The organism is Niallia sp. FSL K6-0212 (assembly GCF_038007605.1).
In the GTDB taxonomy this organism is placed as follows: domain Bacteria; phylum Bacillota; class Bacilli; order Bacillales; family Cytobacillaceae; genus Niallia; species Niallia circulans.
Genome location: NZ_JBBOXL010000001.1, coordinates 4012082 through 4035153, shown reverse-complemented (window position 1 = coordinate 4035153; position 23072 = coordinate 4012082). Strand labels below are relative to the sequence as shown.

General features: G+C 32.9%; 25 protein-coding genes and 1 pseudogene. 18 read left to right on the top strand and 8 right to left on the bottom strand.

The annotated features are described in order from the left end of the window. The first annotated feature begins 283 nt into the window (after positions 1-283). From MHH96_RS19295 to MHH96_RS19285, 3 genes are all read left to right on the top strand, one after another. Positions 284-1882: an ATP-binding protein gene (locus tag MHH96_RS19295; RefSeq protein ID WP_053215563.1), complete on the top strand. Its 1599-nt coding sequence runs from the start codon at positions 284-286 to the stop codon at positions 1880-1882. A 193-nt stretch (positions 1883-2075) separates the two neighbouring features. Continuing rightward, entirely contained in the window at positions 2076-2888 is an 813-nt protein-coding gene (locus tag MHH96_RS19290; RefSeq protein WP_047940456.1) for an SGNH/GDSL hydrolase family protein, read from the top strand. Between the two features lie 10 nt (positions 2889-2898). Further along, positions 2899-3471 carry a YpmS family protein gene (locus MHH96_RS19285; RefSeq protein ID WP_047940457.1) on the top strand — a complete coding sequence of 191 codons (573 nt, stop codon included), beginning with the start codon at positions 2899-2901 and terminating at the stop codon, positions 3469-3471. A gap of 89 nt (positions 3472-3560) precedes the next feature. Here MHH96_RS19285 and MHH96_RS19280 read toward each other — a convergent pair whose 3' ends face one another. After that, positions 3561-4319 carry a DUF4397 domain-containing protein gene (locus MHH96_RS19280; protein WP_061796435.1) on the bottom strand — a complete coding sequence of 253 codons (759 nt, stop codon included), beginning with the start codon at positions 4317-4319 and terminating at the stop codon, positions 3561-3563. 389 nt (positions 4320-4708) lie between these two features. Between MHH96_RS19280 and rsgA the strand changes: the two genes are divergently transcribed. From rsgA to msrB, 3 genes are all read left to right on the top strand, one after another. Beyond that, positions 4709-5761, top strand: coding sequence for a ribosome small subunit-dependent GTPase A (gene rsgA / locus MHH96_RS19275; RefSeq protein ID WP_047940459.1), 1053 nt, complete (start codon positions 4709-4711; stop codon positions 5759-5761). Between the two features lie 171 nt (positions 5762-5932). Beyond that, complete coding sequence (gene msrA, locus MHH96_RS19270; RefSeq protein ID WP_082138222.1) at positions 5933-6466, top strand: peptide-methionine (S)-S-oxide reductase MsrA; 534 nt, start codon at positions 5933-5935, stop codon at positions 6464-6466. Further along, positions 6466-6891, top strand: a complete 426-nt coding sequence (gene msrB, locus MHH96_RS19265) for a peptide-methionine (R)-S-oxide reductase MsrB (protein ID WP_047940460.1) — start codon at positions 6466-6468, stop codon at positions 6889-6891. The genes msrA and msrB overlap by 1 nt, the downstream gene beginning before the upstream one ends. A 59-nt stretch (positions 6892-6950) precedes the next feature. On the opposite strand, the gene MHH96_RS19260 is transcribed toward msrB, so the two are convergent. Then, positions 6951-8024: an SGNH/GDSL hydrolase family protein gene (locus MHH96_RS19260; RefSeq protein ID WP_047940461.1), complete on the bottom strand. Its 1074-nt coding sequence runs from the start codon at positions 8022-8024 to the stop codon at positions 6951-6953. A 227-nt stretch (positions 8025-8251) separates the two neighbouring features. Between MHH96_RS19260 and MHH96_RS19255 the strand changes: the two genes are divergently transcribed. Both MHH96_RS19255 and MHH96_RS19250 read left to right on the top strand, forming a co-directional pair. Beyond that, positions 8252-8491 (top strand): YozE family protein, encoded by a 240-nt coding sequence (locus MHH96_RS19255; RefSeq protein ID WP_047940462.1) that lies wholly within the window; start codon positions 8252-8254, stop codon positions 8489-8491. Between the two features lie 428 nt (positions 8492-8919). Then, entirely contained in the window at positions 8920-9624 is a 705-nt protein-coding gene (locus MHH96_RS19250) for a hypothetical protein (RefSeq protein ID WP_047940463.1), read from the top strand. Here MHH96_RS19250 and MHH96_RS19245 read toward each other — a convergent pair. Continuing rightward, the gene (locus tag MHH96_RS19245) at positions 9621-9773 is read right to left on the bottom strand and encodes a hypothetical protein (protein ID WP_156485379.1); all 153 of its coding nucleotides are present in this window, start codon (positions 9771-9773) and stop codon (positions 9621-9623) included. The genes MHH96_RS19250 and MHH96_RS19245 overlap by 4 nt on opposite strands. Before the next feature lie 190 nt (positions 9774-9963). Between MHH96_RS19245 and MHH96_RS19240 the strand changes: the two genes are divergently transcribed. Then, positions 9964-10134 (top strand): YozD family protein, encoded by a 171-nt coding sequence (locus MHH96_RS19240; protein ID WP_082138223.1) that lies wholly within the window; start codon positions 9964-9966, stop codon positions 10132-10134. 79 nt (positions 10135-10213) lie between these two features. Here the strand turns inward: MHH96_RS19240 and MHH96_RS19235 are convergent, their stop codons facing one another. Continuing rightward, positions 10214-10339 carry a hypothetical protein gene (locus MHH96_RS19235; RefSeq protein ID WP_095259060.1) on the bottom strand — a complete coding sequence of 42 codons (126 nt, stop codon included), beginning with the start codon at positions 10337-10339 and terminating at the stop codon, positions 10214-10216. Positions 10340-10578: 239 nt separating this feature from the next. Here MHH96_RS19235 and deoD point away from each other — a divergent pair, with 239 nt between their 5' ends. From deoD to MHH96_RS19210, 5 genes are all read left to right on the top strand, one after another. After that, the gene (gene deoD / locus MHH96_RS19230) at positions 10579-11280 is read left to right on the top strand and encodes a purine-nucleoside phosphorylase (RefSeq protein WP_047940464.1); all 702 of its coding nucleotides are present in this window, start codon (positions 10579-10581) and stop codon (positions 11278-11280) included. Positions 11281-11365: 85 nt separating this feature from the next. Then, positions 11366-12226, top strand: coding sequence for a M15 family metallopeptidase (locus MHH96_RS19225; protein WP_047940465.1), 861 nt, complete (start codon positions 11366-11368; stop codon positions 12224-12226). A 158-nt stretch (positions 12227-12384) separates the two neighbouring features. Beyond that, complete coding sequence (locus tag MHH96_RS19220; protein ID WP_047940466.1) at positions 12385-13857, top strand: lmo1851 family serine protease; 1473 nt, start codon at positions 12385-12387, stop codon at positions 13855-13857. Positions 13858-13970: 113 nt separating this feature from the next. Next, positions 13971-14876, top strand: coding sequence for a CobW family GTP-binding protein (locus MHH96_RS19215; RefSeq protein ID WP_047940467.1), 906 nt, complete (start codon positions 13971-13973; stop codon positions 14874-14876). Positions 14877-14971: 95 nt separating this feature from the next. Beyond that, entirely contained in the window at positions 14972-15799 is an 828-nt protein-coding gene (locus MHH96_RS19210) for a hypothetical protein (RefSeq protein WP_179290064.1), read from the top strand. A 438-nt stretch (positions 15800-16237) separates the two neighbouring features. Here MHH96_RS19210 and MHH96_RS19205 read toward each other — a convergent pair whose 3' ends face one another. Then, complete coding sequence (locus MHH96_RS19205) at positions 16238-16483, bottom strand: hypothetical protein (protein ID WP_047940468.1); 246 nt, start codon at positions 16481-16483, stop codon at positions 16238-16240. A gap of 455 nt (positions 16484-16938) precedes the next feature. Between MHH96_RS19205 and MHH96_RS19200 the strand changes: the two genes are divergently transcribed. Both MHH96_RS19200 and MHH96_RS19195 read left to right on the top strand, forming a co-directional pair. Continuing rightward, complete coding sequence (locus MHH96_RS19200; protein WP_095320651.1) at positions 16939-17820, top strand: CAP domain-containing protein; 882 nt, start codon at positions 16939-16941, stop codon at positions 17818-17820. 249 nt (positions 17821-18069) lie between these two features. Further along, the gene (locus MHH96_RS19195; protein WP_144544910.1) at positions 18070-18573 is read left to right on the top strand and encodes a GNAT family N-acetyltransferase; all 504 of its coding nucleotides are present in this window, start codon (positions 18070-18072) and stop codon (positions 18571-18573) included. 43 nt (positions 18574-18616) lie between these two features. On the opposite strand, the gene MHH96_RS19190 is transcribed toward MHH96_RS19195, so the two are convergent. The 3 genes from MHH96_RS19190 to MHH96_RS19180 form a co-directional block, all read right to left on the bottom strand. Further along, positions 18617-19048 (bottom strand): Hsp20/alpha crystallin family protein, encoded by a 432-nt coding sequence (locus MHH96_RS19190; RefSeq protein WP_047940471.1) that lies wholly within the window; start codon positions 19046-19048, stop codon positions 18617-18619. A gap of 18 nt (positions 19049-19066) precedes the next feature. Continuing rightward, on the bottom strand, positions 19067-19549 hold the full coding sequence (locus MHH96_RS19185; protein ID WP_047940472.1) for an Hsp20/alpha crystallin family protein: 483 nt from the start codon (positions 19547-19549) through the stop codon (positions 19067-19069). Between the two features lie 152 nt (positions 19550-19701). Continuing rightward, positions 19702-21066, bottom strand: a complete 1365-nt coding sequence (locus MHH96_RS19180; protein ID WP_047940473.1) for an MATE family efflux transporter — start codon at positions 21064-21066, stop codon at positions 19702-19704. 294 nt (positions 21067-21360) lie between these two features. Here MHH96_RS19180 and MHH96_RS19175 point away from each other — a divergent pair, with 294 nt between their 5' ends. Together MHH96_RS19175 and MHH96_RS19170 are read left to right on the top strand one after the other, a co-directional pair. Further along, positions 21361-21693 (top strand): ArsR/SmtB family transcription factor, encoded by a 333-nt coding sequence (locus tag MHH96_RS19175; protein WP_341117879.1) that lies wholly within the window; start codon positions 21361-21363, stop codon positions 21691-21693. A 43-nt stretch (positions 21694-21736) separates the two neighbouring features. After that, a pseudogene (locus MHH96_RS19170) lies at positions 21737-23034 on the top strand (arsenic transporter). The last annotated feature ends 38 nt before the right edge of the window (positions 23035-23072 follow it).

The following is a 23072-nucleotide window of genomic DNA, read 5'->3' as shown; positions in this document are numbered from 1 at the left end:
GTCTAAATAAGTTATATCTGAAACACTTTGATTTTGTGAGGATAAATGTAGAATCCTCTTATTCATTAGAAGGAAAGAGCAATTCATACCTCCTCTTTTTTTAAAATTAGTGAATTAAAAAAATGGGGTAATTAAAGGGAATTTAAGTGAAAATGTCGAATCAACATATAAATTAAGATAACGAACATAAATAACGATATATAATTCAATTGTAATTGGGAGAAGTAGTTTCAAGTATAGTATGTCTTTTGTAACCAAGGAATATAAGAAATAGGTGGCCAGTATGATAAAAAAATATAATACTATTCCGTTTGTAAATAAATATCAAGTTGTTTCTTTTTTTCTGCCCTTTTTTCTTCTCATGCTTTTTGTAACATTCATATTCTATTACCAGTATAAAGAGTGGAAGACATATTTTGAAAAGGATGGGGAAGAAATTTTAACATTATTAAGTGATAATGTTTCCTTGCATATGGGTGAATCGAAAAGGACTGATTCTAAGCAACTACTTCATAATATAATCAACTCTCCAGATTTTAATAAAAGCATTTTGGAAATAAAGGAACGCATTTATATATCGGTATTAGCAGAAAATGAGAAGCAAAATCATATAGCTGTTATCTCACAGCAAAATCAAAAAATAGGAATTCATTATGTTGATAGACTAGCAGAAAATATAATGCCTGTATATAAGAGAACAATTACTATGCATGAAGTTCAGCACAGTAGCATATACAAACTTAATAAAGACCATTTTAAGAGTTCCTTCATTCCTATTTATGATAAAAAAGGCCATTTGGTGGGCGTTATTGGAATGGAAAGGAAACTCAATGACCAGTTCTATTTTCTGAAAAAACTCGCACTTCAAATGATATTTTTCCTTTTAATTAGCTTTATCTTTCTGTTTATTTATATAAGAAACTGGTTAAATAAAATCCTTCACCCTATTAACAAAATGATGGTAGGTTTGAATGAAATAAGTGGTGGGAATTTTGATGTTAAAATGGAGATAAATGAGAACTCAGAATTACAAGGGTTGATGAAAAATTATAATGAAGTTGTTGCTAATCTTGCGTCTCTTTTCTATCGTTTAACCAATACTGCAAAAGAGCTTGGAACAATATCAAAGGATTTTCAACTAACTACAATGGAAGAAGCACTTATGCAAATGGATAATATTGTAGATTACTTGAAAATGAATAAGGAATTACAAAGAGCGGAGAAAATGAATGCAGTTGGTCAGCTTGCTGCATCTGTTGCTCATGAAATAAGAAATCCGATGACTGTCGTCAAAGGTTTTTTGCAAATTTTTTATGCAAAAGAACATATGAGTGAAGAAGAAAGAACATATATTAAATTAATGATTGAGGAAATGAATCGCGCAGAAACAATTATTAATGATTATTTATCTTTAGCAAAGCCTGATGTGGAACAATCACAAAAGGTTGATGGAGCAGCATTGGCAAATAAAGTCATTGACTTAATGCACTCTTATGCAATGATGGGCAAAGGTATTCACTTTAAAAAGAATATTCAACAAGTATACCTAGAAGCTAATAATAATGAATTAAAGCAAGTACTTATAAATATTTTAAAAAATGCAATTGAAGCAATGAAAAATGGAGGAACGATAACTATTAACCTTTATCCAGTAAAGAAATATGGGGTATTTGAAATAGAGGATACTGGAATAGGAATGACAGAAGAAGAGATAAACCGATTAGGTACTGCATTTTATTCGTTAAAAGAAAAGGGGACTGGGATGGGTTTAATGGTTTGTTATCAGATGGTTGAGCAGATGAAAGGACATATTGAAGTACAAAGCGAAAAAGGAAGGGGCACGTTATTTAGAATTTTCATCCCTCTCTATCTTAATGAGTAAAAAAAGTAATTCTCCTTACATATGGATGAATTTAGAGTTTCCTAAAAGAAAAAGTTTAAATAAGAGAATTTTTTACTTATTTCGCAGTGATTAGGATGCATATTGGGAGCTTATTGGAAAAAAATAAGTGCATAAATTCATTTCGAATTCTCTTCAATATGCTATACTATAAAAAATGAAGGTAGGTGAAAAGATGAAAAAACCATTTACCTTTCTTGTTTTATTATTTTCTCTTTTAATGCTTGTTTCCTGCTCCAATCAGACACTCTATAATACAGAAAAAGATATGGTAGTTTTGAATAAAAAGGATATACCAGTCAGTTTTTTACCAAAAGAATTAGCAATAGTATCTGTTGGAGATTCTCTTACACAAGGTGTTGGTGACAGCACTGGAAAAGGGGGATATATTCCATATCTGCAAACTTTACTTGAAGAAACTAAAGGAGTAAATAAGGCAGATTTTTTGAATTATGGGGTAAGAGGCAACAGGTCCGATCAGTTATTAAAAAGAATTAAAACAGAGGAAGTTAGTGAGTCAATTAAAAAAGCAGATGGTGTAATTATTACTATTGGTGGAAATGATATTATGAAAGTTGTACGAAATAATATTACCAATTTGCAAATGGATTCTTTTAAGGCACAATTAAGCGAATATGAAGATAATCTAAATAATGTTTTGGCTAGTATACGAGAATACAATCCTAAAGCTGTCGTAATAGTAGTTGGGGTCTATAACCCATTTATCAAGATGTTTTCCGATATCAAAGAAATGAATCAAATTGTGGCCGATTGGAATAGTACAAGTGAAAGGGTATTAGCAAAATATGAGCATACATATTTCGTGAGTATCGAGAATATTTTTGAAAATCCAACATCAGATTTACTTTATGAAGATTATTTTCATCCTAATGACAAGGGATATCAGCTTATTGCTGAAGCCATCTATGAAAAGATGTTAACAGCGCCACTAGCTGATATACTGGAGAATTTGCAGACGGAGAATTGAGGAGAAAAGGTTGTTTAAGAACAAGTGGAAACTAGCATTTTTAACATTAGCAGGTGTTCTTGTACTTGGTATCATTTATATAGCGATAATGATATTTAAACCAGTTGAGAAGACACCGATATTAAAGCAGCAAGGAGAAGAAGTTCCATTTGCTGTTACAACAAATCGTGAGGATTTGACGAAGCTAATTAATCATTTTCTAGAAAAAGAAGGACTTAATGGTCCGATTCATTATGAAATAAATATAGCGGATCAAGTAGAGCTATATGGTACGATGCCGATTTTTCAAACAGATATTCAAATGAAATTAACCTTTGAACCAATAGCATTAGAAAATGGGGATTTATTATTAAAACAAAAAGAAATAAGTATTGGTCATCTGCCGTTACCCGTATCTTATGTAATGAATTTCATTGAAAATCAATATAATTTTCCAGATTGGGTTGATATTCAGCCAAATGAAGAAGAAATATATGTTCATTTAACTAAGATGGACTTGAAAAACGGAATGTTAGTAGAGGCGAAAACATTTGATTTAGAGCAAAATATAATTCAATTTAATTTATTGCTGCCAACTGAATAAGTAATGTATGAAAGGCTATTTCTAAAAAGTCTCCTATCCCAAATGTAAATGGATTATTGGTGGGAGATTTTGAGAATAGCCTCTTTATGCTAACAGGAAAAAATTAATAATTCACAAGTTTTTTCATCGGTTTCTTCGACAATAAATCCACTATATGTTTTATCGGCTTCTAATTGGAGAGCAGGAAATTTCTTTAATACTTCCTTTGTTTCTGTATTTCTTGCTTCTAAATAGACAGTCATTGGAAACAATCCTAAATAAGAACTTGCTCCTCTATAAGGAATGGATGGAAATACGATATCTCCTTTTTGAACGGCGATATCAATGGTTGGCAGGTTTTCTGCCAGTTGAATAATTCGTAGTTTTGTTTCGTTTGCTGGTACAATTGGAAATTCAGGAAATGAATGTATTGTGAGGTTTCTTTCATTGCCAGCAAGAGCAAAAGTATGATATGCATTACAATCAATATTCAATATTTGACTGGATAATGGATCTATCTGCTTCCCAGTTTCATATATATCCAGTTGATATTTTCCAGCAGGCAATGTTAATTCATTGCTCATCGTTTTAAAGGATACTTCTCTTAACAGACATATACCATTCATGTAAATATCAACAGCAGGCAAGTTATTAGTGCCTTGTAAAAACCTGACTTTCCCATATTCATTTTGCCTCTGGATGTCCGAGACAATAGCAGACTTACTTTCCTTCTTTAAAGCATGGGTTAAGCTTTGAAGATGCTTATGATAATAATATACATGTAATTCAGGATTCGTATATTTATAGTAATCACTTAATACGTTATACATTCCAGCTTCTTGGATGGAGTGAAAATGATCTCTTGTCATGGAACTTCCCCCTAATATTCATAATTCTCTTACTTTCCATTACGATTTAAAAGTAAATCCAGCTTGACAGATGAAGAAATGAGTCTTCTGAAAATAGAATATGCTAAAGATTAGGGAGAGTGCCTAATAAAATAGGCTTTACAATTTAAATGAATATTTATATAATAAAATTAATAAGTGAAAGGGGCTGATGTCTTATGAGTAACAATACATTTTTTAAATCGTTTATTCATATAGCATACAGCCCAAACGGTTACGTCAATAAATGAGTATTTGTCATCTATAGATAGAGGATAAGTTCTTATGTGGAGACTTCTAAATGTTTGTAGGGAAACCATGGGCTGTATGCACCATGGTTTTTTAATTTACAAATATTTGGAGGTCTATACATGGAATTAACCCAGATTGGTTTTAACGAAACTATCAAAGAAGCGTTTGAAATGGTTGCAAAGGAAAATCAAATAATTGGCAGAATTTCTTTAGAACACAAAAGAATGTATCGAGTGTGGACGGAATATGGTGAGCTTTTATGTGAAGTATCCGGAAAATTAGCATACACTGCACAGTCAAGAGAAGAATTACCCGCAGTTGGCGATTGGGTGATTGTTTCGCCGAGAATTCTTGAAGAAAAAGGAACCATTATAAACATATTACCTCGAGTAAGCAAATTTTCTAGAAAAGTAGCAGGTAATAGTACCGAAGAACAAATAGTAGCAGCCAATGTTGATACTATTTTCTTAGTTAATTCATTGAATGAAGATTTAAACATAAGAAGAATAGAACGCTATTTAACTTTAACATGGGAAAGTGGAGCAAGTCCGGTCATTGTTTTAACGAAAGCGGATTTAGTAGATGATATTAGTGAAAAAGTCACTTTGGTAGAATCAGTAGCTTTTGGTATTCCTATTATAGTAGTAAGTATTGTAAATAACATTGGATTAGAAACGTTGACAACATTTCTTTCTCCTGGAAAGACAGTCGCTTTATTAGGTTCATCTGGTGTCGGGAAATCTACTTTAACAAATTATCTATGCGGATACAATAAACAGGAAGTCCAAGGAATTAGAGAGTCCGATGCAAAGGGAAGACATACTACTACAAATCGAGAGATGGTTTTGTTGCCGAATAGTGCAGTATTAATTGATACTCCAGGAATGAGGGAGCTGCAATTATGGAATAGTGAAGAGGGTATTTCTAATAGTTTTTCTGAAATAGAAGAATTTGCAGCATATTGTAAATTCCGAGATTGTCAGCATGAAAAGGAAATTGGCTGCGCAGTAAAGCTTGCTATTGAAAATGGGAAAATCGAAGAAGAACGATTACTTAGCTATAAAAAGCTGTTAAGAGAACTGGCTTTTCTTGAGAGACGACAAGATAAAAAAGCACAATCAGATCAAAAGAAAATATGGAAAAATAGGAATAAACAATTTAAGAAGATGTAGTTACTTGATTGTTTTTATAAAAAGTCCCTTGGTCTTATGAATCAGGGGATTTACGTTTCTTTTAGAGACTTAATTTTTGCATATTTCTCTTATAAACATTAAGCTAATAGTGTGAAATCATGGAGATAAGGGAATAAAAAAGAGGAGAAAGTTATTTAGGGGGGTATAGATGTGAAGGAAAATGTAAAAGTGGCAACATTTGCAGGAGGATGTTTCTGGTGTATGGTTAAGCCTTTTGATCAGGAGCCAGGGATTATCAAAGTTGTTTCTGGGTATACAGGAGGACATAAAGAGAATCCAACCTATAAAGAAGTTTGTTCTGAAACGACGGGACATTATGAAGCAGTCCAAATTACATATGATCCAGATGTTTTTTCATATGAAAATTTGCTTAGTATTTATTGGCAGCAAATTGATCCAACTGATGCAGGGGGGCAATTCTATGATCGCGGTCAATCCTATCAAACAGCAATCTTTTACCATAGTGAGGAACAAAAGCAAGCAGCTGAAATATCTAAACAACAATTAGAATCAAGTGGTAGATTTAGTAAACCGATTGTAACAAAAATTCTTCCAGCATCTACTTTTTATCCTGCGGAGGATTATCACCAGGATTATTACAGAAAGAATCCTGAACATTATAATCGTTATCATATTGGATCAGGACGTGCAGCATATATTCAAGAGAATTGGAGAGATGAGTAATGGAAAAAGACAAACTAAAAGAAAAATTAACACCCATACAATATGAAGTAACACAAAACAATGGAACAGAACCACCATTTCGTAATGAATATTGGGATGAATTTGGTGATGGGATTTATGTCGATATTGTTTCAGGAAAACCATTATTCAGTTCCCTTGATAAATATGATGCTGGCTGTGGATGGCCAAGTTTTACAAAGCCAATTGATGAAGAAGAATTAACGGAAAAGAAAGACACTAGTCATGGAATGATACGCACAGAAGTGAGAAGTAAGGAGGCTGATTCTCATCTTGGTCACGTATTTAATGATGGTCCGCAACCTACAGGCTTACGATACTGCATGAATTCAGCAGCGATGAAGTTTATACCAAAAGAAGAATTGGAAGAAAAAGGATACGGTAAGTATTTAAGTTTATTTAGATAATAGAAGAAAGGGGGATGCCATGATAGGTATCCCCCCCTTTCTTCAAGGAAGTATTTTTGCTAATTAGTGATAATAGAAGATATTTGGATCAAATGTTGATCGGTTATATTATATCTTGATTTATGTGCGGAAATTTGAAAAGTAACCTTATGATCCGTATTTTTTAGACCGCTAGTGACATAGAGTGATCTTTCTTTTTTAAATGGCCACCATGTGGAAATAGTAGTTACATAGTTATTGTCTATAAATACATCCATCATTCCACCCTTTTCACTTCTGATTACGTTTACTCCTAAAAAAGAACCACTAAAATGATATTCAATATTTGCGCCAATTTTACCGGATGTATAATAACCATCTTTTTTTCGGAAAGAAGGGTCGATTGAATCAATAGGATAACTGGTTTTCATCTTCAAACTAGATACCTCATTAACAGGTATAGTAGAAGTCAGTACTTTCTTTTTATCGTGAATTGCTTTTTGCAGCGTATTAACGACTTCTTGAGCATATAGATAATATCCATAGTCATTTGGGTGTACAAGATCATTTGTTAATCGTTCAGTTGATAATCTAGATTCTCGAAAAGGAATTCTCATATCAATATTTGTTGCATAAAAGTTTTTAGATATCTGTTTTATAACGTTCACAAAGTCCTCATTATCTAGACTGCTTTCTGTAATTGTTATTAATTCTGCATCAGGATAACGGAGGACAACCTCTTCTAACAAAGACTGATAAAAGAAATAAAATTGCTTATCATCCATATATTTTCGATCATTTTCTCCAAATACAATAAATACTAAATCAATATTTTTAGATAAACTATTTTTCAATTTATATAATCCTTCAAATGCAGTGGCTCCGCTTTGTACTACTAACTGTTTTTTAAATGAGCCTCCATATTTTTCTGTTAAGCTCCTTTCCATAAGGTGAAACCATTTTCGATGATTGTTGCTTGCCCCTGAACTCCTGCCAATACTATCGCCTACAATTAAATAGTTCACTTGTTTTCCATCCGTAATTTTTTTGTAAACATTTCTTTTCGGTTGTTCAGAATGAACTAATGCATATGCCATGCTGGTTATGACAATAAAAATAAGAGAGTAAATAAAATATTTCAATCCTTTTTTCATTTTTCTATTTTCTTACCCTCCTTATTAATTAACGAATATCCTGTTCATTAAATTACCCTACAGAAATACAAGGTAACCAGTAATTTTATTGTATTTTGAATGAGAAGAAATTTAGGCTCTTCGGACAATTACTATTGAATGAATTTAAATTCAACTAAATCACTTGCACCATTATTTTCAATTATGTATAGTATACGTTATATCTATCGATCAAGGAAGGTGAGATCATGACTAAATCTTTTTATCATTTTCTTATGAAGTTTAGACATCCCGAACCAAATGATCAAATTAGCGAATTTGCGAATGAAGCTTATCTTGATCATGATTTTCCCAAAAATAGTTTTGATTATGATGAAATAAGCGATTATCTAGAATTGAATGGTCATTATCTTCCAAGCATGCGTATTTTTGATGAGGCATGGGAGAAATATTTATTTCAAGAAGAAAAGAAGAATTATAGCTATTGAAAACATCCAACCACAATTTGTTTGGATGTTTTTTTATCTTCTTAATGTTGCCTGTCTAAAAGGTTAATTATTCCTTAAATAATAAGAAGAAAAAAAGGAAGAGCTGATGCTTGTACTTAAACATTGGAAAGTATTCTTCCTTTTAACCTATACACATATAATGAATAAACCGTTTAAGGAGTGACAATAACACAATTAGGAAGATAGAGAATTTTTATGCGCGAATAGTGGTTTGTTGCATATGATAGTAGTACCAAATAAGTGAAAGTATAGCCGGAAAAGGATGGAAATTACATGGTAATTGAAGATAGGATAATATTCCTTTAATATCCCCCATCTTCATGGATCAAATATTCTATTCAAGAGTGTGGGGGAAAAACGCATAAGTAGCAGTGCCACACAATCTTGTTTAGAGAGGATTTGTTATTATGGCGAATCGAAAAAAACCAAAATTCAAAATTGGTGATACAGTCGTGATCACGATATATGGAACGGTCGGAAAAATCACGGATGTAAAATATTTGGATCATATGCATGTATATGAAGTAAATAAAAGTGAAGGTTTATATTTGGAATCCAGTTTGCAAATGCTTTCTGAGTATGATGGTGAAATTATGGATTCAGAGAAGATTGATATTGAATTTCGCTTCTTTATTGGTGATTTAGTCAAAGTGAAAGGATATGGATCCAATCTTTTTAAAATAATGGGGTTTCGAACAGAAATTTGGAGATATAAAAACGATGCATGGGAAGATGTAATTTATGAGCTTTCTAGAGTAAGTGATGGAGAATGGCTAGAAGCAGGGGAAGATGAATTAACCCTAGTAGCAGATGCAGATAGTGCAGATTCATTTATACAAAAATTAGGACTACTTTATATATTGGATAAAAAACAAAAATCCATTGAGTTAAAAAAGGCGAATAGCTCTTTCCAGCAGACCGAAAAAGAATTATTAGAAAGAAGTAAGGAGAAGAAAGAGCTCATTGACGGATTGCTAGATATCTATAATGATTACAGTATTTTATATTCTTTATTTAAAGATACCGAATATGAGCAGGTTATGAAGTTAACCCTTCGAAAACTCAAGTTGGTCAGCAGCAGATCTGATAAAGATAATGAAACGAAAATCTAGAATAATAGATAGATAAACATCGGTATGCTGCTAATGACTAGAAGGGAAAAAAGCTTTTGTAAAAGGGAATGAAAAATAGTGAGGATTTCACTGTTTTCCTTGTTCAAATCTATTTTTATTTCTTCGACTACGAATTGGATTTTATTCATTATTAAATGCCTCCCTTTTTTATTTAAACTATATGTGGACCGGATGCAAAGCATGTCTATTTTTTCAATTAATTTGCTATATACTAGATAATATTTCTTGAAAAAAAGCCTGTTTTATCAGATAATTTTATTGTGAAAGCATTTTTTTCTTAATGTCACATATATTCTTTAAAAAAGGGGGGCGATAAGCATGAAAGAAATCGACGTAATTATTGATACTGAGGAAATAGCAGAGTTTTTCTTTCGTGAGCTAGTAAAAAGGGGATTCGTTCCTACTGAAGGTGAAATGGAAGAATTGGCTGACATTACATTTGAATATTTATTGGACAAATGCATTATTGACGAAGAACTTGATGAATAAAGATAATAAAAATGGTGAGGAAATCTCACCATTTTTTTATACATAATTTTATAGCACTCTAATAGCTTGAAAGGTCATATTATCGTTTGCGTCCCGTTGCAGAGTATTCTTTTCCATGCGCTTCCTGTTCTGCAATAATAGCCTCTTTTGGTATATGATTATTCTTCTTTGGAGAATTAATCCTATTTCGATGTTTTTTACCCATTATAATCCCCCTCATGACAGAATCCTTTATTTTCCTATAAAATAGGATAAAAATTAGTTTTGCCTCTCTTAGTGTAGGAAAACTAATTTTAGTATAACCTCATCAAAAATTTGTTATGCTAAAATTAAATATGTTTTACAGCATATTAGAATATGATATAGTACAAATAGTGAAGTTTTCATAAGCATGTAATATTTGGATTGAAACAATGAAATGAGTGTCAATTGGAGGAAATAAAAATGAGTGTACATATTGGTGCAAAAGAACAGGAAATTGCAGAAACTGTCTTACTTCCAGGGGATCCATTAAGAGCAAAATATATTGCTGAAAATTTTCTAGAAGATGCAGTGTGCTATAATGAAGTTCGTAATATGTTTGGTTATACAGGGACATATAAAGGAAAAAGAATTAGTGTACAAGGTACAGGGATGGGAGTTCCATCTATTTCTATCTATATTAATGAGTTAATTAGCAGCTATAATGTCCAAAACTTAATTCGTGTTGGAACATGTGGTGCAATCCAAAAGGATGTAAAAGTAAGAGACGTCATTCTTGCAATGAGTGCTTCAACGGATTCTCAAATGAATCGTTTAACCTTTGGAGGAGTAGATTACGCGCCAACAGCGGACTTTGATTTGCTGAAAAAAGCGTATGATAGTGGATTGGATAAAGGACTATCTTTAAAAGTAGGAAATGTCTTTACCGCAGATATGTTTTATAACGATAATTCTGAGCTGGAAAAATGGGCGAAATATCAAATCTTAGCAATAGAAATGGAGACAGCTGCACTTTATACGATAGCTGCTAAATTTAATCGTAAAGCCCTTTCTGTTTTAACTGTAAGTGATCATATCTTAACTGGCGAAGAAACAACAGCACATGAAAGACAAACAACATTTAATGAAATGATTGAAGTGGCTTTAGAAGCAGCAATAAAATAATTAGCAATAGAAAAAGGTATGCTTTTTGCATACCTTTATAAAATCCAGTAGTGTAGAAAATTTAATGATATGTAAGGTGACATAAATGAAGAAATCAGTAGCTATCTCATCTTTAGCATTAGCGATTGCAATGTTAACAGGGTGTGAAAAAGTAGATTTAAAATCAATACAAGACAAAGTTTCTTTTTGGGATAAAACTGAAAAGGAACAAGAAGTGGAAACACCAGTTAACAAAGAGGATCAGGTCAAGGATGAGGAGCAACAACCTTCTGAGACAGTGTCAGAGGAAGAAAAAACACCTTGGACACTTGAATCTATTTTTTTTAATGACATAAAAGAGGTTGATGGAAGAAAGATCATTCAAAATCCAACAAATATTGTTTCTCTTGTTAATAAAGAATTCGGCTTACCAGATGGCTATGCTCCAAAGGATTTAGTGAGACCAAATGTTGAATTTTCCTTTGGTAATCAGGATATTGAAAAAAGTTATATGAGAAAAGAAGCAGCAAAAGCGTTGCAGGACATGTTTAACGATGCAAAGAAAAGTGGCATTACACTTTATGCAGTTTCTGGTTATCGTTCTTACAACCGTCAAACGGAGGTCTATGATGCGGAGGTTAGCCGGGTTGGAAAAGAGAAGGCGGTACAAGCAGTTGCGTACCCTGGAAATAGTGAACATCAAACAGGACTTGCAATGGATATATCAAGTGAGAGTGCCAACTTCTTATTAACAGAGGAATTCGGAGAGACGAAAGAAGGAAAATGGTTAAAGGAAAATGCTCATTTATATGGCTTTATTCTCCGTTATCCGAAAGGGAAGGAGAAAATCACACAATATGAATTTGAACCGTGGCATTTTCGATATGTAGGTAAAAAATCTGCAAAAGATATTTATGAAAATGACTGGACCTTAGAAGAGTACTTTAAGGTCGTTCGAAAAATATAAGCTAGGGCGCAGAAAAGGAGGAATACCACATCAATCATTCCTTTTCTGTTCCCTATTAATAGAAGAATTTCCTTATATTTGATTAAGTAAAAATAAACGTGGTATTCTATTTGCATACATAGTGTAAAACTCTCTTGGAAACGAAAGTGGTGAAGTATTTGGATAACAGTAACAATAATACAGAAAAAGAAATAGAGCAAGTAAGCGAACAAGGATATATAAAAATTAAGAAGTTTTATTTTGTCATGCTTTTATTTGTAGTAGTCATTGCCGCTGCTGGGATTACAACGATTGCTTTTTCTTTTGGTGATGAGCCTGCTGTTACGGTAAATAATCAGAGGGAAGAATTCAATAAACTGTATACAGCGTATGATACATTAATGGATAACTATTACAAGGATTTAAATTCAGTAGATTTAGTGAATGGTGCTATTGACGGGATGTTTACAGCACTTGATGATCCATATTCTGATTATATGAATGAAGAAGAGGCTGCAAACTTCCAACAAAGTATTTCTTCCTCTTTTGAAGGCATAGGAGCAGAAATTCAGCAATTAAATGATAGCATTGTAGTAGTATCGCCAATAAAAGGATCACCAGCTGAAAAGGCAGGAATTAAACCGAACGATAAAATTCTTACAGTAGATGGTGAGTCATTACAAGGAATGAGTTCTTCAGAAGCTGTTCTTTTAATTCGTGGTGAAAAAGGGACAAATGTAGAATTAGAAATAGAACGGTCTGGTGCAAGTGAACCGTTAAAAATAACGATTACAAGAGATACGATTCCGATTGAGACTGTTTATGGAGAAATGGGTAAAGATAAAATTGCTAAAATCCAAATAACAAGCTTCTCGGAGCATACAGCAACGGAATTAGTCGATATCTTAAATAAATATCAAGAGGATGGTATGAAAGGTATTGTCCTTGATTTACGTCATAATCCAGGCGGTTTATTAGAAGAAGTAAAGAAAATTGCTGGTTTATTTGTCCCAGATGGGGAAATTATTTATCAAATCGAACATAAAAATGGAACTGTAGAAAAAGTTACTTCGCAAAATAGCAGTAATATGGACATTCCACTTGTTGTGTTAATCGATGGTGGAAGTGCAAGTGCCTCAGAAATATTAGCTGGTGCGGTTAATCAATCTGCCAATGTTCCACTTGTTGGCGTTAAGTCGTTTGGTAAAGGAACCGTTCAACAAGCAAAAAGTTTCACAGATGGAAGTAATATTAAATTTACGGTAGATAAGTGGTTGACACCAAATGGTAGCTGGATTCATGAAAAAGGGATTGAACCATCCTATAAAGTAGAACTTCCAAGTTATGCAAGCTTAACAATGATTAATCCAGAAAGTAAATTGAAAAAAGGCAGCAATTCAGAAGAAGTTAAAACGGCGCAAGAAATGCTAAAAGCATTAGGATATGATGTAGACAATACAAATGGCTATTTTGATGATAGTACGGAAAATGCTGCAAAAGAATTTCAAAAGAAAGAAAAATTAAAAGAAGATGGAATTATTACCGGAGAAACAACAACAGAATTAATGAATAAACTCCGGGAAAAACTTCAAAAATCAGATACACAAATGAAAAAAGCGATAGAAGTATTAAAAGATGAAATGAAAAAATAAGATCTTCATGGTAAAGGGTGACAGACAATTGTCATCCTCTTTTTCTTAGGCTGTTTTCAAAAAGTAAGCATGCTCTTTTTTCAAAAATTATTATAAATAAAGGAAGATATAAGATGAAACAGACAGATATATACGTCCTCTCCGGATTTTTAGGTAGTGGAAAAACAACATTATTAAAAGAAATATTAAAAAAAGAGAAAGAGCTTGGCAGAAAAGTGGCTGTCTTAATGAATGAATTAGGCAGGATTTCCATTGACTCTAATGAAATAGATGGTGATATTCCATTAAAAGAGTTACTTGGTGGGTGTGTATGCTGCACGATCCAAGATGAAGTGGAAGCACAAATACAAACATTATTAGTGGAAGAAAAACCAGATGTTATTTATTTTGAAACAACTGGAGCTGCTCATCCTGTTGAAACGATAGATGGGATTCTTTCTCCTCTTTTTGCCAATCGTCTACGATTCAAAGGAATCATAACAGTTATAGATGGAAGACAGTGGCTTGAGCGATCAGCTTTAAACGCACCAATTCAACAACTTATTCTAGAGCAAGCAAGGCATGCAAGTATATTAATTATTAATAAAGAAGACGAGTTAACAGAAGCTGAAAAAGCAAAAATTAGCTTTGAGCTTCAATCGATTAATCCACATGCTTTTAGTTTGCTGACTACTTATTCCAAATTCCCTTTTGAAAAATTACTCCAAATGGAGAGCCATTACTATAAGGATATCGAAAAAACATCCATCCATTCTTTGCATTTAAGTACATTTGTTTATACATTCCAAAAGAGCATTGGAGCAGATCAATTTGAAGATTTCTTAAGAGAGCTGCCTGATACGATCTATCGCATAAAAGGATATGTTCAATTTCACCAAGCAAAACATCCAGACTTATTTCAATATTCATACGGCATGCCTTTATTTATGAGAGAAGACATGAAAATGCCACTGAATATGGTGTTTATTGGAGAAAATGTCGATTGGAAGAAGATAGGGGCAGCGTTGGATCAATTATAAATAGCATGATATTTTAACAATTGAAGATAAATCAGAGTACGGAGAAGAAAATAGGGCAAACTTTCAATAGGAAATCATATTGAAGGTGGTTTATTGTGAACAAGAAAAAATTCCTATTACTTTTTCTTTGTTGTATTCTTATAACTCCGGCACCTTTAGTGATGGGAGCCGAAGAAAATATTTCTTCCCCGATTAGTTTTGATATTCAATTATTATCATGGAATGCCATTAATGAGATTATTCCAAAATATAGCAAATTTACTATTTTAGATATTGAAACAGGTAAGCAGTTTAAGGTACAACGGAGAGCGGGCAGCCAACATGCAGATGTACAGCCATTAACTGTAAAAGATACAAAGATAATGAAAGGTATTTATGAAGGGAAATGGAGTTGGAGAAGAAGAGCGATTCTCATTATGGTAAATGATCAATGGTTCGCAGCTTCCATGCATGGCATGCCTCATGGAGCAGGTGCCTTAGCAAATAACTTTCCTGGACATTTTTGTGTGCATTTTTTAGGGAGCACAACACATAAAACAGATAAGATGGATTTTTCTCATAAATTAATGATCTATAAAGCAGCAGGTCAATTAAGACAGTACTTAGAACAAATGAATCCCAATGATGTAGTCAAAGCCTTTATCGCAGGGATAAAAGAAAAAGATGCAACCATTTTATCATACATTACAACGAAGCAAGATTGGTCTTCAGAACTAGCTATGATAGAGAATATCAAAATAAATCGTTTAAATGTGGTTAATCCTGAAGTTTATGAGCAGGCGCTGCAAGTTACTCTTACCATTGAATGTAATGTATATATGAAAAATGCCAGAACAAGAAATATAAAAAAAGATCTAGTATTAGTTCGGACTTCACCATTAGAAGGATGGAAGGTAAAAGTGAAGGAACATCCGTTTGAATAGTTCAGGTAAAAGATAGAGAGTGGGACATAAGTAATTCAACCAAATCTAACTCCGAACAATTATACGTACACACTAAAAAATTCGTATAATTGTTTGGTTTTTTTATTTATTTTAAGAAAGAAGGTTTGTGGTAATCACCCGCAGCCTGAATACACTTCGCTTTCCATGGGGCGAGCGCCAAGCCTCCTCTTTCCTGTGTGGTCTTGGACTTTCTCGCAGCTCCCATAGGAGTCTACGTGTATCATGGCTGCTCCATTTAGTTTCTTTTGAAATAAATGCTGGAAAGAAATAATCTTTAAAAACGGTGTGAAATGGAATGTCTGTAACGTAATGGGACGAGTTGGTTTCACCTCTAAATTAGAGATTGTTCGTCTTTAACCATTATATATTTTGTTTTGTCCCACCCACATTTTTTACCATTATGCTTAAATCCGTTTATTATCCTTTCATTTCTCCAAACTTAATAAAGGTTTTTTCATCTTCAACCAAACCACAAGCAGCGCATTGAATTCGATAATCTGGACCAGTATAACCCATATGAAAAGGAGATAAATTCTCAGATGAATATTCCTCTATAACATTGCCTGTTTGCGGATCTAGCTTAACGGATTGAGGAACTTGCTGAATAATATTAAAGCGACTGCGATTTGTTTTGCAATTGGGGCAGCAATACGGTTTGTTCATATCAATACTCCATTCTTTATAAGGTATTTTAATCCATATTAGGTTTCCAAATTTACCGTTTTTTATGCATTCTAAGGAATAAGAATAAACACTGAAAGCTTGTAATAAACCCTAAATTTTTGTAAACTGTTTGTCTTTAATGTTATTTAAAGTTAGTCCAAAAAAGTTTGTCAAGGATGTTTTTTAATCTAAAATATAGTTCAGTTACTATAAAATATAAGAAAAGGATTTTATAACCATTCATATTTGTAGAAACAAAGGGAGATAAATTAGTTGATATAGCTATTAACCTATTATATATCCCTTTTTTACCCATGTGAAATGATTCCAATTTCTTTCTATTGGTTTTAATATCCAGAAATATGACAAAAAAACGTATGGTATGATGTTGTTGTAAGTCGAAACAACAAAATCTACGACTATTTCGATTTGGATAACCAAGGAGGAAATAAACAATGAAAAAGAAGAATTTAATTTTTTCAGTGGCAGCTGCTTCAACGTTATTGATGGCAACTCCACTAGCAAATAAAGCGGAGGCTTCAACGATTCAACCACAAGAAGCTAAAACAATCTATCAAGCACACAATCTTTCAGAAGAACAGTTAAATAAAATTTTCCATAATATATCTTCTAATTATCATATAGATATAGATAAAGTTTTGAACGAGTTAATAGGATCTATGGATAACCAACAGGCTTTTTATCCTGTTACTAAACAGAAGGAAACATCAAAAGAAGTACAAAAAGAAACAGTCAAACCAAAAGAAGTACAAAAAGAAACAGTCAAACCAAAAGAAGTACAGAAAGAAACAGTCAAACCGAAAGAAGTACAAAAAGAAACAGCGAAACCAAAAGTAACTAGTAATGTACAGCAGCAACCAAATTCAAAATCTAATACAACACAACAAAATACTACCCCTGAATCTACAAAAAGCAATTCAGCTAATGCAAGTTCTTCCGTGAGCGCATTTGAAAAGCAAGTAGTAGATTTAACGAATAAAGAAAGAGCGAAGAATGGATTGCCAGCACTTACTCTAGATAATGAATTAAGTAAAGTTGCAAAAGCAAAGTCACAAGATATGAGTGCAAATAATTATTTTGATCACACAAGCCCAACATACGGAAGCCCATTTGATATGATGAAACAATTTGGTGTAACGTATAAAGCAGCCGGAGAAAATATTGCCAAAGGTCAAAGAACGCCAGAAGAAGTAGTAAATGCATGGATGAATAGTGAAGGTCATCGTGCGAATATTTTAAGCAATAAATTTACCCATATTGGTGTTGGTTATGTAGAAAATGGTAATTATTGGACGCAGCAATTTATTGGTAAATAAAGTATAAATTTCCGCAACTTTTTAAAAATACAGCTTCAATCTATTGATGATGAGGCTGTATTTTTTTGTGTCCGGATATATTTTTATCTGAAAAATGGAAATTCTAGATTAAGCGCTATTATTAATCAAAATAGTGGTATTTTTGATTAGAAATTTATATAATGATTTTTCCTGAATATCTACTTTTATATAAAGCAAAATAAAGAATAGGACATCAGGTAATAAATTATTGTATAGGAGAAATTATTTGTGGAAATTAGACAAGGACATATAGATGATTTACCAGTTATTATGGAGATTGTAAAAAAGGCTTTGGTCATTATGCAAGAAGAAGGTAATGATCAATGGTCTCATAAATATCCAAACGAAGCCAGCTTCCTGGCTGATATGGAAACCAATAATCTATTTGTAGCTATTATGGATGATAAAGTCGTTGGTTCTATTACAATAGATCGAATTGGCGGTAAAAATTATGAGAAAATTGATTGGAGTTATGATAATAAGGAATATATGGTTTTACACCGTTTAGTTGTTGATCCTGATATTCGTGGAGGCGGCATTGCAAGTAACTTACTAGCATTTGCTGAAGTGTATGCGATTGAACAAGATATTTTTTACTTAAAAACGGATACATATTCATTAAATGATAAGGCCCAAAACTTATTTGTGAAGAATGGATATAATAAGGTTGGTTCGACATTTTTTGATGGAAAAGACAAACCGTTTTATTGCTATGATAAATTATTTCTATAATTATTATCGGTAAATTTAAAGAGGATAATTAGTCGGAGGGAAGTTACTTTCCCTCCTTTTCTTTATAGGGAAAAGAAAGCTGTAATATTCCATTATCATATTTCTTGTCAATATCTTTTTGATTTACATAATTGGGTATTGTTATATTTTTAATAAAATGTTTGTTTTGCCGTTCTTTTAAAAGATAGGCACAATCAGGAATAATGGTTTGGTAATAACCTTCAATACATAAAAGATTGTTATTTAAATGTATCGAAAGCTGATTCATATCTATTCCTGGTAACTCTATGTCAATATAATATCGAGAATGGAATAGATAAAAATCGCAAGCAGGAAACGCATCACTATTTTTTATGGATGCAGATGGATGGGAGAACCATGCTTTTTCATTTGATCCAAACATATCTTTCCAGTAGTCTTCCTTATGACTATTCTCTGAAAATTGATAGATTTTTTTTAAGTTATCAAAACTCATAAAAATCTCCTCTTTCTATTAATTCATTTCTGTAACATCAATCTCTGAATAGTGAATATCAATATTCTTTTGAATTCTTATTTCTAAAATATCATCTTTATAAAGTGCGACAGATCCTTTTTTTCGAACAATTGCTGGAAGTGTGATTGTGTGTTTATCTTCAAATAAGGGGATATGCTGTATAATAAGTTGATTGGATGTATAAAAAATCTTAATATGCTCTAACCAGCTGCTATCAAGAATAGGAATTCTGACATAGACATGATGATGTGTTTCAAAAACAACATAATTAAATTTCTCGGCATGGTTAAGATTATCGTTACGATAATTTGCTCCTTTTGAAAAGCTCTGAAACATTTTCTCTGGTTCCATTTTTTGTAGAGATTCAGGCATAAGTTTATCCATCATTTCTTGCACATACTTTTGGATATCTTGCGGATTCATTTGGTCCATTCTACTTTTGGCATCTTTATTAAAAGGGAATAAATTCCACGGGAACATTGGAAATTCATCCTTTCTCACTTACAAATATATGCTTATTTTTTATTGTATTCACATATGCCAAAAGTGTGTATTTGCCTAAAGGGAGATTTAGGGCAGGAATTTATTTTTATCTCATAAAAAAGAACTGTGTTAATTGACACAGTTCGGTGTTAATTTTCATATTGTTTATCACTAAATTTGTGTTTTTGAATTTTAAATAGTCTGCTTGTTAAGAAAATTGCACCGGTTGCAAGGCCGATAATGAGTCCAATCCAATATCCGAAGGGTCCTAAGTTAGTGTAAGTGGCAAGAAGATATCCGCTAGGCAGACCTATTACCCAATATGATAGAAAACTCATGATAAGGGTAACATTTACATCTTTATACCCTCGTAAAGCTCCTTGAATTGGTGCTTGTATTGCATCAGATAGTTGAAAGAATATCGCATAAATAAGAAAGTGGGCTGTTAAATGGAGAACCTCCCAGTCATTCGTATAAATACCAGCAATGTTAGTTCGAAACGTCAAAAGAATCATTCCGCTAATAAATGCGATGATTACAGCAAGTCCAACACCTAACCAACTATAGGCTTTAGCATCTTTTGTTCGTCTAGCTCCAACTTCATAACCAACAAGAATGGTTAAAGCAGTAGAAATGCTGAGGGGAACCATATACAAAAGAGAAGCGAAATTAATAGCTGATTGGTGGGCAGCAATTGTATTGGTATCATAATTGCTCATTAAAATCGTGACTGCGCTAAAAATACTTGTTTCAAAGAATACAGAAAAACCAATCGGGACGCCAATTGTCAATATTTCTTTCCATTTATTCCATGATACGGCCGGAAATTGGCTAAATAACTGAAAAGCTACAAAAGGATTTTTTTTATGGACAATATAAACCGCAATAAAGAGCATTACCCAATAAGTAATACTAGTTGCATATCCAGTTCCCACTCCGCCTAATTCGGGGAAAATCCAAATGCCATTGATTAGTGCAAAATTTAAGAGAATATTAATCGGTATTGCGATTAGCGTTATAAACATGGTAATTTGCGTCTGGCCAAGAGAATCAATAAAAGAACGCAGTACAAAGTATAGAAAAATAGGAATAATTCCGGTACTCAATGCGATTAAGTAATGATATGCGACTCTATAGACATCCTGTTCTAAGCCAAGATTTGCAAGAATTGAATCTAAACAGAAGTAACCAATAATTAATAAGGCGATAGCCATACTAAAAGATAAGTATGCTGCTTGGATAACAGAAAATGATACCCCTTTTTGCTCGTTTTTTCCTATTAATTGGGAGACAATCGGAGGTAAAGCAAGCAATATACCACTAAGTCCTGTATATATTGGCGTCCACAAGGAGCTGCCTACTGCTACTCCAGCTAAGTCAACCGGACTATAATGTCCAGACATCGTTGTATCAAAAAAGCTTAATGCAAAAATACCAACCTGGGTAACCAGTACAGGAAATAAAATAATAATCATTTGAGATAGCTTTTGTTTGATAGAATATGTTTGTTTCATCTGCTTGTCCTCTTTCTTTACAATAACGTTTCGTATTATACCATAAATAGGGTGATTGAAGGAGAGAAAAAACGAAAACTTCAAATTTGTTCGTAAAATAGAGGGGGACAACCGCGATTATTTTTTTGCTTGCAAAGTAAAAGTACTCCCATTATTATGAAGATTCAAAGGATAGAATAGTTTTCTCTAATCATAACAGGATAACAAATACTGATTAATAATGTGTTTGTTTTTTGTTACCTTTTCCATAAATATATAAGTATATGCTTATATGTAGCATAAATAAGGGGGGAAATGATGAAGAAAAACCAATCTTTACCTGTATTATCTATAAAAGAGACAGCAGATGTATTAAAACTGTTAGGAGATAAGACAAGATTATCTATTGTTAGTTTGTTGTCTGAAAAAGCATTTTGTGTATGTGAGTTGGTAGAAATATATAATATGTCGCAGCCAGCTATTAGTCAGCATCTCCGTAAAATGAGAGACTTAGAGATTGTTAAAGAACAAAAGAAAGGTCAATGGGTTTTTTATTCATTAAACAAGACATGTAAATATTATGGACTGATAAATGAAATTTTACAATTTTTATCAAATGGATGTGAGGATATAACAGTATTGGAATAAAAAGGGATTAAAATTATATGTAACTAATGGAGGGAGTCTTAATTTGCTACACACATTTTTGGCAATTATTATTTTTCTATTAACATTAACATTTGTGATTTGGCAGCCCAAAAATCTTTCTATTGGTTGGTCTGCTTGTGGGGGAGCAATATTCGCTTTATTAGTCGGGGTAGTGGATTTTAATGATGTCGCAGATGTGACTGGAATTGTTTGGAATGCAACACTTGCATTTATTGCTATTATCATCATTTCCCTTATTTTAGACGAAATAGGTTTTTTTGAATGGGCAGCACTACATATGGCTCGAATGGCTAATGGAAGCGGGCTAAAAATGTTTTTTTATGTTTCCCTTTTAGGTGCTCTTGTGGCAGCTTTATTCGCAAACGATGGTGCAGCGCTTATTTTAACCCCGATTGTGCTATCGATGGTTCGAGCATTAAAGGTAGAAGAAAGAATGGTTTTTCCATTTATCATGGCAAGTGGGTTTATTGCAGATACAACCTCTTTGCCTCTAGTCGTCAGTAATTTAGTAAATATTGTTTCTGCAGATTTTTTTGAAATCGGATTTGTTGAATATGCTTCTAGAATGATTATTCCCAATTTATTTTCCTTATTGGCAAGTATGCTTGTTCTATATATCTACTTCCGCAAGAGAATTCCTGAAATGTATGATTTAAACCATCTAAGGTTGCCGGCAGAAGCTATTAAGGATCCGCAAATGTTCCGATTTTCTTGGATAATCTTAGCCTTTCTACTAATTGGATATTTTGGCAGTGAATTTCTTGCGATTCCGGTATCCGCTGTTGTTGGCAGCCTTTCACTTGTTTTTCTTGTTTTTGCCAGACGAAGCAAGCAGTATCCATTAGCAATGTAATAAAAGGAGCGCCGTGGTCAATCGTTTTCTTTTCTATAGGAATGTATGTAGTCATTTACGGACTTCGTAATGTAGGCTTAACTGGCTTGTTATCAAGTCTTATTCAAACTGCTGCCGACCATGGACTGTTTCTTGCGACAATAGGGATGGGATTTATTGCGGCTGTTATTTCTTCTATTATGAATAATATGCCCACTGTTTTGATTGATGCTTTAGCTATAGCGGATACAAATGCAGCAGGAGTAATAAAAGAAGGCTTAATTTATGCTAATATTATCGGTTCGGATTTAGGACCAAAAATTACGCCGATTGGTTCATTAGCTACTTTATTATGGCTTCATGTATTGTCTCAAAAAGGGGTAAAGATTTCAGGGGGAACCTACTTTAAGACAGGGATAATTTTAACCATTCCAACCCTTTTGATTACATTAATTGGTTTATACTTATGGCTATCAATCATTTCTTAATAGACATTAGAAAAATCGTTTATGGGGTATCAGTACAG

What these genes read in the sequence shown, in the direction of transcription:
- MHH96_RS19295 (WP_053215563.1), top strand. Translation starts at nt 284, where the DNA reads ATGATAAAAAAATATAATACTATTCCGTTTGTAAATAAATATCAAGTT.
- MHH96_RS19290 (WP_047940456.1), top strand. Translation starts at nt 2,076, where the DNA reads ATGAAAAAACCATTTACCTTTCTTGTTTTATTATTTTCTCTTTTAATG.
- MHH96_RS19280 (WP_061796435.1), bottom strand. Translation starts at nt 4,319, where the DNA reads ATGACAAGAGATCATTTTCACTCCATCCAAGAAGCTGGAATGTATAAC.
- rsgA (WP_047940459.1), top strand. Translation starts at nt 4,709, where the DNA reads ATGGAATTAACCCAGATTGGTTTTAACGAAACTATCAAAGAAGCGTTT.
- msrB (WP_047940460.1), top strand. Translation starts at nt 6,466, where the DNA reads ATGGAAAAAGACAAACTAAAAGAAAAATTAACACCCATACAATATGAA.
- MHH96_RS19260 (WP_047940461.1), bottom strand. Translation starts at nt 8,024, where the DNA reads ATGAAAAAAGGATTGAAATATTTTATTTACTCTCTTATTTTTATTGTC.
- MHH96_RS19255 (WP_047940462.1), top strand. Translation starts at nt 8,252, where the DNA reads ATGACTAAATCTTTTTATCATTTTCTTATGAAGTTTAGACATCCCGAA.
- MHH96_RS19250 (WP_047940463.1), top strand. Translation starts at nt 8,920, where the DNA reads ATGGCGAATCGAAAAAAACCAAAATTCAAAATTGGTGATACAGTCGTG.
- MHH96_RS19245 (WP_156485379.1), bottom strand. Translation starts at nt 9,773, where the DNA reads ATGAATAAAATCCAATTCGTAGTCGAAGAAATAAAAATAGATTTGAAC.
- MHH96_RS19240 (WP_082138223.1), top strand. Translation starts at nt 9,964, where the DNA reads ATGAAAGAAATCGACGTAATTATTGATACTGAGGAAATAGCAGAGTTT.
- MHH96_RS19235 (WP_095259060.1), bottom strand. Translation starts at nt 10,339, where the DNA reads ATGGGTAAAAAACATCGAAATAGGATTAATTCTCCAAAGAAGAATAAT.
- deoD (WP_047940464.1), top strand. Translation starts at nt 10,579, where the DNA reads ATGAGTGTACATATTGGTGCAAAAGAACAGGAAATTGCAGAAACTGTC.
- MHH96_RS19225 (WP_047940465.1), top strand. Translation starts at nt 11,366, where the DNA reads ATGAAGAAATCAGTAGCTATCTCATCTTTAGCATTAGCGATTGCAATG.
- MHH96_RS19215 (WP_047940467.1), top strand. Translation starts at nt 13,971, where the DNA reads ATGAAACAGACAGATATATACGTCCTCTCCGGATTTTTAGGTAGTGGA.
- MHH96_RS19205 (WP_047940468.1), bottom strand. Translation starts at nt 16,483, where the DNA reads ATGAACAAACCGTATTGCTGCCCCAATTGCAAAACAAATCGCAGTCGC.
- MHH96_RS19200 (WP_095320651.1), top strand. Translation starts at nt 16,939, where the DNA reads ATGAAAAAGAAGAATTTAATTTTTTCAGTGGCAGCTGCTTCAACGTTA.
- MHH96_RS19190 (WP_047940471.1), bottom strand. Translation starts at nt 19,048, where the DNA reads ATGAGTTTTGATAACTTAAAAAAAATCTATCAATTTTCAGAGAATAGT.
- MHH96_RS19185 (WP_047940472.1), bottom strand. Translation starts at nt 19,549, where the DNA reads ATGTTCCCGTGGAATTTATTCCCTTTTAATAAAGATGCCAAAAGTAGA.
- MHH96_RS19180 (WP_047940473.1), bottom strand. Translation starts at nt 21,066, where the DNA reads ATGAAACAAACATATTCTATCAAACAAAAGCTATCTCAAATGATTATT.
- MHH96_RS19175 (WP_341117879.1), top strand. Translation starts at nt 21,361, where the DNA reads ATGATGAAGAAAAACCAATCTTTACCTGTATTATCTATAAAAGAGACA.